The organism is Bradyrhizobium valentinum (genome assembly GCF_001440405.1).
Lineage (GTDB): Bacteria > Pseudomonadota > Alphaproteobacteria > Rhizobiales > Xanthobacteraceae > Bradyrhizobium > Bradyrhizobium valentinum.
This window is the reverse complement of sequence record NZ_LLXX01000033.1, coordinates 122828-134531: the sequence shown is the minus strand read 5'-3', so window position 1 is coordinate 134531 and position 11704 is coordinate 122828. Positions and strand designations below refer to the sequence as shown.

At 63.2% G+C, this 11704-nt stretch carries 9 protein-coding genes and 2 tRNA genes; 2 read left to right on the top strand and 9 right to left on the bottom strand.

Annotated features, from left to right (window positions below; all coding sequences use genetic code 11):
• Nucleotides 1-28: 28 nt before the first annotated feature.
• From CP49_RS06470 to CP49_RS06435, 8 genes are all read right to left on the bottom strand, one after another.
• Entirely contained in the window at nt 29-241 is a 213-nt protein-coding gene (locus CP49_RS06470) for a hypothetical protein (protein WP_057849460.1), read from the bottom strand.
• Nucleotides 242-391: 150 nt separating this feature from the next.
• A complete protein-coding gene (locus CP49_RS06465; RefSeq protein WP_057849459.1) occupies nt 392-1252 on the bottom strand; it encodes a class I SAM-dependent methyltransferase in 861 nt (286 codons plus the stop codon).
• A gap of 112 nt (nt 1253-1364) precedes the next feature.
• Nucleotides 1365-1441: transfer RNA gene (locus CP49_RS06460), tRNA-Val, on the bottom strand.
• 306 nt (nt 1442-1747) lie between these two features.
• A complete protein-coding gene (lon, locus tag CP49_RS06455; protein ID WP_057849458.1) occupies nt 1748-4174 on the bottom strand; it encodes an endopeptidase La in 2427 nt (808 codons plus the stop codon).
• A 312-nt stretch (nt 4175-4486) separates the two neighbouring features.
• A complete protein-coding gene (gene clpX, locus CP49_RS06450) occupies nt 4487-5761 on the bottom strand; it encodes an ATP-dependent Clp protease ATP-binding subunit ClpX (RefSeq protein ID WP_028345767.1) in 1275 nt (424 codons plus the stop codon).
• A 430-nt stretch (nt 5762-6191) separates the two neighbouring features.
• Nucleotides 6192-6827 (bottom strand): ATP-dependent Clp protease proteolytic subunit, encoded by a 636-nt coding sequence (locus tag CP49_RS06445; protein WP_057849457.1) that lies wholly within the window; start codon nt 6825-6827, stop codon nt 6192-6194.
• A 303-nt stretch (nt 6828-7130) separates the two neighbouring features.
• Nucleotides 7131-8495: a trigger factor gene (gene tig / locus CP49_RS06440; protein ID WP_057849456.1), complete on the bottom strand. Its 1365-nt coding sequence runs from the start codon at nt 8493-8495 to the stop codon at nt 7131-7133.
• A 165-nt stretch (nt 8496-8660) separates the two neighbouring features.
• Nucleotides 8661-8745 (bottom strand) — tRNA-Leu (locus tag CP49_RS06435).
• Nucleotides 8746-8918: 173 nt separating this feature from the next.
• On the opposite strand from CP49_RS06435, the gene CP49_RS06430 reads away from it, so the two are divergent.
• Nucleotides 8919-10208 (top strand): multicopper oxidase family protein, encoded by a 1290-nt coding sequence (locus tag CP49_RS06430; protein WP_245310529.1) that lies wholly within the window; start codon nt 8919-8921, stop codon nt 10206-10208.
• A gap of 10 nt (nt 10209-10218) precedes the next feature.
• Nucleotides 10219-11304 carry an enolase C-terminal domain-like protein gene (locus CP49_RS06425; protein WP_057849454.1) on the top strand — a complete coding sequence of 362 codons (1086 nt, stop codon included), beginning with the start codon at nt 10219-10221 and terminating at the stop codon, nt 11302-11304.
• Between the two features lie 96 nt (nt 11305-11400).
• Here CP49_RS06425 and CP49_RS06420 read toward each other — a convergent pair.
• Nucleotides 11401-11704: ADP-dependent NAD(P)H-hydrate dehydratase (locus tag CP49_RS06420; protein ID WP_276326831.1), on the bottom strand; the 304-nt coding region annotated here is incomplete at its 5' end.

Sequence of the window (11704 nt, the reverse complement as noted above, 5' to 3'; positions counted from 1 at the left end):
GACGCGTGTTGCGGTCCAACAAGTTATCTTACGGCAGCGACCCTCTGAGGTCTGCGACGCCGATATCCAGGATGACTCGGCCACCGTTCTCAGGGGTGGCGTGCCTACGGGCCTCACTGTGTTCGGACACAGTGATGACTCCAACGACGATCGCGCCAAGCAAAAGCAGCGTGACCATAATCAGCCCGGTCCGGGCCGGAGTAAGATACAGATCGGAAAAGCGCATCATTGCTGCACCCATGCGCATCGCCGCCCGCCCGCTGCAATAAGCGTCGTTGAGTCGTTAGGCGATTTGGGGGCGTGGAGATGGCGATCCGGCGTTCAAGGTCTGGAATGGGTCAACCGCCGGGACTCGCAATGACGGCATGGCGCAACGGCGCGCCCGCTTGAATCACGACGCACGCGCCGTCACGATCCAGACCGACGCCGGCAGCAGCACCGCATCGCCTTTGGCGAACGGCGTGAGTGCTTCGCGGATGGAAGCCGCGGCAGCCTTCCGGAGTTCTTCCGGCTGCCCCTCCAGCGCGCGGCTGACCGGCCCAATTTCCAGCGCTCCCTGCACGGCGCCATCGAGCCCGCGGCCGATCGCGGCGTCGAGCAGAAGGGGACACGCTTCCATCTCGACGCCCGTAAAGCCCGCCTCGCCCAGGATGCGGCGCACACGCGCCTCCGAGGCAAATGCGAACGGCCCGGGGTCTTCCGGTCCAAGCTGCGGCAATTTCGGCACATGCTTGTAGGCAGCCTGCAGCGGCGCCATGAAGAACGGATTTTCGCGCGGCTCGCGCCAGCAGGCGAATGCCAGCCGGCCCGAGGGCCGCAGCGCTTTCCGCATGTTGGCAAACGACAGCGCGGGATCGGCGAAAAACATCACGCCGAACCGCGAGGCCAGCACATCGAAACTCGCCGGCTCAAACGGATAGACGGTCGCGTCGGCCAGAATGAAATCGATCGGCAGGTCCTTGGGCGCAGCCTGCCGCGCCCGCTCCAGCATCGGGCCGGATACGTCGACGCCGAGCACGTGGCCCGACGGCGCGACCTCTCGCGCGAACGCGATCGCCGTAGCGCCGCTGCCGCAACCGATATCGATGACACGCTCGCCCGGCTTCAAGCTGGCCCGATCGACGACAAGGTCGGCAACCGGCCCGAGCACGACGTCCTGCTCCGCCTGCCGCGCGGCCCAGCGCTGTCCGGCGGGCCCGTTCCAGTAGGCGACCTGGTCGGCGTTCTGTTCGTGGCCTGTGGGGGCGTCCATGTGTGCGCAGGCTTTCTGTCGGCCGCCTTCGCTCTTCAAGCTTCGGCGCGACAGCCTTCGCGCTTCCGCACTTGTGCTGGCTTGCCGAGCCGTAGCGCGTCAGCGCGAAAACTGGTAGGCGGCGAGAGATTCGAACTCCCGACCCTCTCGGTGTAAACGAGATGCTCTAACCAGCTGAGCTAGCCGCCCTTGAGCCGCCTGTTTAGCCCTGCGACCCCCTTTGGCGCAAGGGTGCCCTATCGCCGGGCTTTGCAGGGCGCTGGTCGCCCGGATGCGCCGGCAACCCGGCGATATCGTTGATCCAGGGCGCGGCGGAGCGCCGTCGTCGGCCCGATAGGTCACCGCCCGCAATGATATTGCCCATCGATTTCCATCCCCTTCAACTCCGCTTGCTCGAATCCGATCCACACAGACAAAAACGGCGCCCGAAGGCGCCGTTTTATCATTTCCAAACTGGATCGATGACTGATCGGGATCAGTAGTGACTGATCGGGATCAGTGAGCCGTCAGGCCACCGGCAGCTTCGTCCGAAGCATCCGGCTTGACCGGCACCTTGGTATCCTCTTCCCAGACGATCGGCACCGGTGCGCGGACCAGCGCCTTGGCAACGACGTCATCGAGCCGCGCGACAGGGACGATGTCCATGCCGCCCTTGATCGCATCGGAAATCTCCGTGAGATCCTTGGCGTTGTCCTCCGGGATCAGCACCGTCTTGATGCCGCCACGCGCGGCAGCCAGCAACTTCTCCTTCAGACCGCCGATCGGCAGCACGCGGCCGCGCAGCGTGATCTCGCCCGTCATCGCGACATCATGCCGGACCGGAATGCCGGTCATGACCGAGATGATCGCGGTTGCCATCGCAACACCCGCCGATGGTCCGTCCTTCGGGGTCGCCCCTTCAGGCACGTGGACGTGGATGTCGCGCCGGTCGAACAGCGGCGGCTCGACCCCGTAGTTGATCGCCCGCGAGCGGACGTAGGACGCCGCCGCCGAGATCGACTCCTTCATCACGTCGCGCAAATTGCCCGTGACGGTCATCTTGCCCTTGCCGGGCATCATGACGCCTTCGATGGTCAGCAGCTCGCCGCCGACATCGGTCCAGGCAAGGCCGGTGACGATACCGACCTGCGGCTCGCTCTCGATCTCGCCGAAGCGGTACTTCGGCACGCCGAGGAAGTCTTCCAGGGTCTTCTCGGTGACCTTGACCGACTTCTTCTTGGAGATCATCAGCTCCTTCACCGCCTTGCGGGCGAGTGTGGAGAGCTCACGCTCCAGGTTACGCACGCCCGCTTCGCGGGTGTAGCGGCGGATCATCAGAAGCAAGGCATCGTCGTCAATCGACCATTCCTTGGAATCGAGGCCGTGCTTGGAGATGGCGTTCGGGATCAGGTGCTTGCGCGCGATCTCGACCTTCTCGTTCTCGGTGTAGCCCGCGATCCGGATGATCTCCATGCGGTCCATCAGCGGGCCGGGAATATTGAGCGTATTCGCGGTCGTGATGAACATGACGTTCGACAGATCGTAGTCGACCTCCAGATAGTGGTCGTTGAAGGTCGAATTCTGCTCGGGGTCGAGAACCTCGAGCAGCGCCGACGACGGATCGCCGCGGAAATCGGCGCCCATCTTGTCGATCTCGTCCAGCAGGAACAGCGGATTCGAGGTCTTGGCCTTGCGCATCGACTGGATGATCTTGCCGGGCATCGAGCCGATATAGGTGCGGCGGTGACCACGGATTTCGGCTTCATCCCGCACGCCGCCGAGCGACACACGCACGAACTCACGGCCCGTGGCCCTCGCGATCGACTTGCCGAGCGAGGTCTTACCGACGCCGGGAGGCCCAACCAGGCACAGGATCGGTCCGGTCAGCTTGTTGGCGCGCGACTGCACCGCGAGATACTCGACGATGCGGTCCTTGACCTTCTCGAGCCCGTAATGGTCGGAGTCCAGCACGGCCTGGGCCTGCTCGAGGTCCTTCTTGACCTTGGACTTCTTGTTCCACGGGATCGACAGCAGCCAGTCGAGATAGTTGCGCACGACGGTTGCTTCCGCGGACATCGGCGACATCTGGCGCAGCTTCTTCAACTCGTGCTGCGCCTTCTCCCGCGCTTCCTTGGAAAGCTTGGTCTTGGCAATCTTCTCTTCCAGATCGGCCAGCTCGTCGCGACCTTCGTCGTCGCCGAGCTCCTTCTGGATCGCCTTCATCTGCTCGTTCAGGTAATATTCGCGCTGGGTCTTCTCCATCTGGCGCTTGACGCGCGAGCGGATGCGCTTCTCGACCTGCAGCACCGAGATCTCGCTCTCCATCAACCCCAGCACCTTCTCCAGGCGCTGCGTGACGGACAACGTCTCCAGGATGCCCTGGCGATCGGCGATCTTGACGGCCAGATGCTGGGCGACCTGATCGCTCAGCTTGGCGAAGTCAGTGATCGCCTGAACCACGCCGACGACTTCGGCGGAGATCTTCTTGTTCAGCTTCACGTAGCTTTCGAAGTCGGACACGACCGAGCGCGCCAGGGCTTCGGCTTCAACCGAATTGGCGTCGGTGTCGGCGAGCGCGATGGCGGTCGCTTCGTAATATTCGATGCGGTCGGAATACTTCTGCACCCGAGCGCGCTCGAGCCCTTCGACCAGCACCTTCACAGTGCCGTCGGGGAGCTTCAGGAGCTGCAGCACGCTGGCGAGCGTGCCCACTTCGTAAATCGAATCCGGGTTTGGATCATCGTCGGACGCGTTCTTCTGCGTCGCGAGCAGGATCAGCGCGTCGTTCTTCATCACCTCTTCGAGGGCGCGGATCGATTTCTCGCGGCCGACGAACAGCGGCACGATCATGTGCGGAAAAACGACGATGTCGCGGAGCGGCAGCACCGGATACGAATGGCTTTCGCCGAGAACGATGGTTGGCCGGGTTTTTGGGGTTGTCATGGCCTATTCCTTCTGTTTTGCCCCCTTGCACGCAGTCCGCTTCGCTCAGCGCAACCGCCACAAGGTGCCGGGAGTCCGGATCGCCCGGCCGCCTTTGCTGCCGTCTCTCACCGGATGATATTGCGACGAATCTCGAACGTGATTTCCGCCACCATGAGCATTAGGTGGCTATCGGGTATGGGGGTGTCAAGTCACGGAAAATGACCGCAAATTGCGGATCAGACGCGCGAAAAATGCTTACACTACAACGGCTGCCGGAAGCTCCGACAGCCGTGCTATTGGAAGTAGTGAGTTCTGGCAGGCCTGATGGTATCAGGCGCTGGCGCTGCTCTCGACCGCGCGATCCGAACGGTCCGCATAGATGTAGAGCGGACGGGCGGTTCCCTCGACAACTTCGCGCGAGATCACGACCTCTTCGACGCCTTCCAGACCCGGCAGATCGAACATGGTCTCGAGCAGGATGCTTTCGAGGATCGACCGCAGGCCCCGCGCGCCGGTCTTACGCTCGATCGCCTTGCGGGCGACCGCGCCAAGCGCCTCGTCGGCGAAGGTGAGCTCGATGTTCTCCATTTCGAACAGCCGCTGGTATTGTTTCACCAGCGCGTTCTTCGGATCGGTCAGGATCTTCTTCAGCGAGGTCTCGTCGAGATCCTCCAGCGTCGCGACCACGGGCAGACGGCCGACGAATTCCGGGATCAGGCCGTACTTCAGCAGGTCTTCCGGTTCGACGTGACGGAAGATTTCGCCGGTGCGGCGATCTTCGGGCGCCAGAACCTGGGCTGCGAAACCGATCGAGGTCGAACGTCCGCGCGCGGAGATGATCTTCTCAAGCCCTGAGAAGGCGCCGCCGCAGATGAAGAGAATGTTCGTGGTATCGACCTGCAGGAACTCCTGCTGCGGATGCTTGCGGCCGCCCTGCGGCGGCACGGAGGCAACCGTGCCTTCCATGATCTTCAACAGCGCCTGCTGCACGCCCTCGCCCGACACGTCGCGGGTGATCGACGGATTGTCGGACTTGCGGCTGATCTTGTCGATTTCGTCGATATAGACGATGCCGCGCTGCGCGCGCTCGACATTGTAGTCGGCCGACTGCAACAGCTTCAGGATGATGTTCTCGACGTCCTCGCCGACGTAGCCGGCTTCGGTCAGCGTGGTCGCATCCGCCATCGTGAACGGCACGTCGAGAATGCGCGCCAGCGTCTGCGCCAGCAGCGTCTTGCCCGAACCGGTCGGACCGATCAGCAGAATGTTCGACTTCGCGAGTTCGACGTCGTTGTGCTTGGTCTGGTGATTGAGCCGCTTGTAGTGATTGTGGACGGCGACCGACAGCACCTTCTTGGCATGGCTCTGGCCGATCACGTAATCGTCCAGCACCTTGCAGATTTCCTTCGGCGTCGGGATGCCGTCGCGCGACTTCACCAGCGAAGACTTGTTCTCCTCGCGGATGATGTCCATGCAGAGTTCGACGCACTCGTCGCAGATGAATACGGTTGGACCCGCGATGAGTTTGCGGACTTCGTGCTGGCTCTTTCCACAGAACGAGCAATACAGCGTGTTCTTGGAGTCGCTCGTGCCAACCTTACTCATTCCTGTCTCCGTCCGCCGTTCGATCCGTTACCCGATCGACCCATTCCGGCACTCACACCGGACCTCAAGGTAGATAGAGCAAATTCCGTACCAGAAAAGACCCTAACTCAATTACGCACCGTGCGAATCACGGCGTCTCGATTCCCCCGCGATCTTAACCCATCCCACACAGCCAACCATGCTGACACCCGACTATCAAGAATTCGCTAATCGGGGTCGGAATGGCTACCCGTGACAATACCGTGATTTGTGGCGTTCGCACGGGGAGAAGTTGACGAAATCGACCGAGCGTTGCGGTATTGCCACGCCGCAAAACCGGCACGAAAGCGGAACTTTCGGCCCGTGCGGGGGCACAGGCACGCAGCTTTCGGCCACATTTGCCGATTCAACCGACTATTAAGGTCAACGCAGGGTATCGCTATCCGTTACCTTACGGGATTTTCACCACCGCCGCTTCTTCGGGGCGCTTGTCGATCACCTTGTCGACGATGCCGAAGTCGCGGGCCATCTCGGCGGTCAGGAATTTGTCGCGCTCGAGCGCGTCCTCGATCGCCTTGTAGGTCTGGCCGGTGTGCTTCACGTAGATTTCGTTGAGGCGCTTCTTGAGATTCAGGATCTCCTGCGCATGCAGCATGATGTCGGTGGCCTGGCCCTGGAAGCCGCCCGAAGGCTGATGCACCATGATGCGCGAATTGGGCAGCGAGAAGCGCATGTCCTTTTCGCCGGCGGCGAGCAGCAGCGAGCCCATCGAGGCCGCCTGCCCGGTGCACAGCGTCGACACCGGTGGACGGATGAATTGCATCGTGTCGTAGATCGCAAGCCCCGATGTCACCACGCCGCCCGGCGAGTTGATGTACATCGAGATTTCCTTCTTGGGATTTTCCGCCTCGAGGAACAGGAGCTGCGCGACGGTGAGCGTCGACATGCCGTCTTCGACCGGACCGGTCACGAAGATGATGCGCTCTTTCAGAAGCCGCGAGAAAATATCGTAGGCGCGTTCGCCGCGGTTGGTCTGCTCGACCACCATGGGCACGAGGTTCATGTAGGTTTCAACGGGATCGCGCATTAGTCACCCCAAGGGTTGGTAGAAACAAGGGTTAGTAGAAACTGGCGGGGGCGAACATCCATCGGCGGGCCAGTCGGCATGATTGCCGCGCGCGGACGAACGTCCCGTGATGCAGGGACTTCAACTCGGAACTCGCACAGGCGAGCCGCTCACAGATATGAGCCAATTTCCCGGCGACAAGGCCGGGCAATCGCGAGCCGGACTAGACGAGTTCAAACTGATTCGCAGGCGATCTCCTAGCGACTGACGCCGCCGCCACGCCGCTTTCGCCCTTCATCATTAACGTCGGCCTGTCCATTTCGATCAGGCTGCGCTCTTCTCGTCGGCCTCGTCGTCCTTGAACAGATCCTCGCGCGAGACCTTCTTTTCGGTCACGTTAGCAAGTTCGAGGATGAAATCCACCACCTTGTCTTCATAAATCGGCGCACGAAGCTGAGCCAGCGCGTTGGCATTGTTGCGATAGTAGTCCCAGACTTCCTTCTCGCGGCCGGGCATCGAACGCGCACGCTCGATCACAGCGCGGCCGACTTCGTCGTCGGTCACCGTGATCTTGTTCTTTTCGCCGATCTCCGACAGCACGAGGCCGAGCCGGACGCGGCGGTCGGCGATCTTTCTGTACTCTTCCTTGGCCGCCTCTTCGGTGGTGTTCTCGTCCGCGAAGGTCTTGCCGCTCGATTCCATCTCGGCCTTGATCGAGTTCCACATCAGGTTGAACTCTTCCTCGATCAGCGACGGCGGCGCCTCGAATTTGTGGTTGTCGTCGAGACGATCGAGCAGCGCCCGCTTGACGCGCTGACGTGTCGCACCGGCGAACTCGGCGACCAGACGCTCGCGCGCGGCCTCCTTCAGCTTATCGAGCGATTCCAGGCCGAGCGTCTTGGCGAACTCGTCATCGATCTTGGTGTCGCCCGGCGCTTCGATCAGGGTTGCCGTGGTCTCGAATTCGGCCGGCTGGCCGGCAAGCTTCTCGCTGGCGTAGTTCTTCGGGAACGACACTTTCAGCGTCCGGGTCTCGCCTGCCCCGATGCCGACGAGCTGTTCTTCAAAACCCGGAATGAATTGTCCGGTGCCGATCACGACCGGGATGCCCTCGCCGGCGCCGCCATCGAACGGCACGCCGTCGATGGTGCCCTTGAAGCTGATGGTGACGCGGTCGCCGTTCTCGGCCTTGGCGCCCTCGGCCTTCGCCGCATAGGGACGGTTCTGGTCGGCGATGCGCTTGATCGCCTCATCGACCTCGGCGTCGGTGACTTCGACCACCGGCTTCTCCACCGAGAAGGTCTTGAAATCGGCGAGCTGAATGGTCGGCACCACCTCGATCGCAACCGTATAGGTCAGATCGGTCTTGCCGGCGAGCAACTCCTCGACCTCTTTCTGCTCGGTCGGCATCGTGATCTTCGGCTCGGTCGCGAGGCGGAAACCGCGGTCGGTGAAGATCTGCGTGTTGGTGTCGCGGATGGTCTGGTCGATGGTCTCGGCCATCACGGAGCGGCCATACACCTTCTTCAGGTGGCTCACCGGCACCTTGCCGGGACGGAAGCCATTGAGCTTCACCTTGTCCTTGAGGTCGACCAGCTTGGCATCCGCCTTGGCATCGAGATCCGATGCGGGAACGCTGACCTTGAACTCGTGCTTCAATCCCTCGGCGAGGGTTTCGGTGACCTGCATGGTGTCAATCTTCTTCCGCTTGCGCCGGGCCAGACAGGCCCGGCAGTGTCAAATATTCGAGGCGTGGCCTTGCAGCCTGCGCCGGTGGTTCGGCTGACCCTGGCTTCCCCCGACGGGGACGCAGGCCCTCCAGTATTCGTCATGCAAACGCTTGGATAGAGCGCTTGGTGCGGGCGGAGGGACTCGAACCCCCACAACTTTCGTCACTGGAACCTAAATCCAGCGCGTCTACCAGTTCCGCCACGCCCGCGTGAAAAGCATCCATAACCCGGCCGCGATGCCGCGGGCGGCGGGCTTATAACATGAGCCTACACCTCCGCAGCAAAAAAATGGCCCTTTTGACACCACCGGGGCAAGGCGTCACAGCTAGGACAGACATAACTAAAAATGGTCCGCACCGGTCCGATGGCAAGGCTTTCCGCGATGGTCAATCGACGCACCCTTTTGGCGGGGTTTGGCGCGGCCGCGCTGGCCCCGGTATGGCCCGTCACGGCCCGGGCCCAGGGACGTCCGGCGTTGGCGCTCCAGGCCAAGGCAGACTCCCTCGCCTTGCGCGATGGCCCGCTTACGCCGATCTGGTCGCTGCAAGGACCTGAACTCCGGTTCCAGCGCGGCGATACCGCGGAGGTCGCGTTCGCCAATGAGCTGCCGGCGCCCGCGGTGCTGAACTGGCGGGGAATCGATGGCGTAGCTGCGGCCGAACCACTAACCGCGCGCGCACCGCTCGCCGCGGGTGGCAAGCAGGCCCTGCAACTGCCGCTGCGCCATGCCGGCACCTTCCTGTGCGACATGAGCCTTCTCGGTGATGGGCAGGCGCGGCCGTCGCGGGCTCGGGCGCTGGTGGTCCGCGAAAGCGATATGGTCGCAGTCGATCGCGACGAGGTGTTTCTGGTCGAGGATTGGCGGGTCTTGCCCGACGGCACGGCGATCGCGCCCGGCGTCGAGCCGAAAGACGCTACGCCGGCCTATACGGTCAACGGCAAAACTTCATTCGATATCTCAGCACGAACCAACGAACGCGTCAGACTCCGCTTCATTAGCGCCTGTCAACGGGCTGTTATTGCAACGAAAATAGAGACCTACGAGGTTCGCGTGATGGCCGTCGACGGCCAGCCGGCCGAGCCCTTCCAGGCCCGCAACGGCGCGCTGGTGCTGGCGCCGGGCGGCCGGGCCGACGTCTTCATCGATGTAACAATGCCGGCAGGTACTTCCACGGCGATCCTCCTGCACGACGGCAAGGAGGCCCGGCCGGTCGGCAAGATCGTCGTCTCCAGTGAGCCGCCGATCCGCCCCGTTCCGCTTCGGCCGGCCCCGCCGCTGCCCTCCAACGGGCTGCCCGAGCGGATCGAGCTAAAGGGCGCTACCCGTGTCGATCTGGCGCTCGGCGGTCCCCAAGGCGATTGGGTTACGCCAGCCAGCTTTGCCGCCACCGCCGCCCCCGCCTTCCGCGCCAAAACAGGACGCACCGTGGTGCTGGCGCTCACCAACCGCGCCGCCACATCCACCGTCTTCCACCTTCACGGCCATCACTTCCGGCTGCTGGACCGGCTCGACGACGGCTGGAAGCCATTCTGGCTCGACACACTGGCGATCGAGCCCGGCCAGACCCAGCGCATCGCCTTCTTGGCCGAACATGCCGGCCGCTGGCTGATCGAGTCCGTCGCGACCGACTGGGCGGCACCGCGGCTGGTGCGGTGGTATGCTGTCGAGTGAGGAGCACGCCATGAGCAAGCCCGTTCCAGCCATCCGCAGCGTCAAGGCGCGCGGTCTTGTCGTGCCGCTCGCACGCCCCGTGAAGAACGCCTTTGGTGTGATCGATGTCGGGCCGCTGGTCTTGATCGATGTCGAGACCGATCAGGGCATTACCGGCCACTCCTATATTTTCGCCTACACCAGGCTGACGCTGAAGCCGCTGGTTCACCTGATCGAGGAGATCGGGCGCGAACTTACCGGCCGACCGGTCGCGCCGTTCGATCTGATGGCGGCGTTCGACGCCAAATTCCGCCTGCTCGGCTGGCAGGGCCTGGTCGGCATGGCGGTATCCGGCCTCGACATGGCCTGTTGGGACGCACTCGGCCAGGTCGCGGGCCGCCCGGTGGCCGAGCTGCTCGGCGGCTCACCGAAGCCTATCAAGGCCTATGACAGCTATGGCGTGGTCGATCCCGTCGCCGACGAAAAGGCGTTGCGCCGTTCGCTGGAGCAAGGTTTTCGCGGCATCAAGATCAAGGGCGGCGACGGCGATGCCGCGAACGACGAACGCGTGGTCAAGGGCGTGCGCGCCCTCATCGGTCCCGATGTCGCGCTGATGATCGACTTCAACCAGTCGCTCGATTCCGCTGAAGCAACGCGACGGATTGCCCGCCTCGCTCCCTACGATCTGCACTGGATCGAAGAACCCGTGCCGCAGGAAAACCTCTCTGGACACGCAAAAGTGCGCGAGACCTCGCCGACGCCGATTCAGGCCGGCGAGAACTGGTGGTTCCCGCGCGGCTTTGCGGAGGCGATCGCGCTAGGCGCCAGCGACTTCATCATGCCCGATCTGATGAAGTGCGGCGGCATCACCGGTTGGCTGCAGGTCGCAGCCCAAGCGGACGCCGCCAACATTCCGATGTCGAGCCACCTGTTCGCGGAAGCCAGCGCCCACATGCTGGCGGTGACGCCAACCGCGCACTGGCTCGAATTCCTCGATTTCGCCAGCGTGATCCTCGTCCACCCGGCCAAGGTCGTCGATGGCACGGTGACCGCGCGAGGGCCTGGGCTCGGGCTGGAATGGGACGAGACGGCGGTGGCGAAGTATCTGGTGACGTAGGATGGGTAGAGCGTAGCGAAACCCATCAAGTACTGTCGCCATTCGGGAAGATGATGGGTATCGCTTCGCTCCACCCATCCTACGCAACTGTACCAACTAATACTCAATCCCGTACTCGTCATAGAGCCGGCGAAACACCGCGGGCAGCACCTCCGACAAATCTTCCGCAATCAGGCCCGGTCCCGCCTCGGCCGCGGCCTCGCCGTGCAGCCAGACGCCGATACAGGCGGCCTCGAACGCCGGGACGCCTTGCGCGAGCAGCCCCGCGATGATCCCGGCCAGCACATCTCCGGCGCCCGCCGTCGCGAGCGAAGGCGGCGCGTTGGAGGCGATGCTGGCGCGGCCGTCGGGCGACGCCACCACCGTATCCGGCCCCTTCAGCAGCACCACCGCGCCGCAG

Bases quoted from the DNA above. Each gene is read 5' to 3' on its own strand.
- CP49_RS06470 (WP_057849460.1), bottom strand. From the start codon at position 241: ATGGGTGCAGCAATGATGCGCTTTTCCGATCTGTATCTTACTCCGGCC.
- CP49_RS06465 (WP_057849459.1), bottom strand. From the start codon at position 1,252: ATGGACGCCCCCACAGGCCACGAACAGAACGCCGACCAGGTCGCCTAC.
- lon (WP_057849458.1), bottom strand. From the start codon at position 4,174: ATGACAACCCCAAAAACCCGGCCAACCATCGTTCTCGGCGAAAGCCAT.
- clpX (WP_028345767.1), bottom strand. From the start codon at position 5,761: ATGAGTAAGGTTGGCACGAGCGACTCCAAGAACACGCTGTATTGCTCG.
- CP49_RS06445 (WP_057849457.1), bottom strand. From the start codon at position 6,827: ATGCGCGATCCCGTTGAAACCTACATGAACCTCGTGCCCATGGTGGTC.
- tig (WP_057849456.1), bottom strand. From the start codon at position 8,495: ATGCAGGTCACCGAAACCCTCGCCGAGGGATTGAAGCACGAGTTCAAG.
- CP49_RS06430 (WP_245310529.1), top strand. From the start codon at position 8,919: ATGGTCAATCGACGCACCCTTTTGGCGGGGTTTGGCGCGGCCGCGCTG.
- CP49_RS06425 (WP_057849454.1), top strand. From the start codon at position 10,219: ATGAGCAAGCCCGTTCCAGCCATCCGCAGCGTCAAGGCGCGCGGTCTT.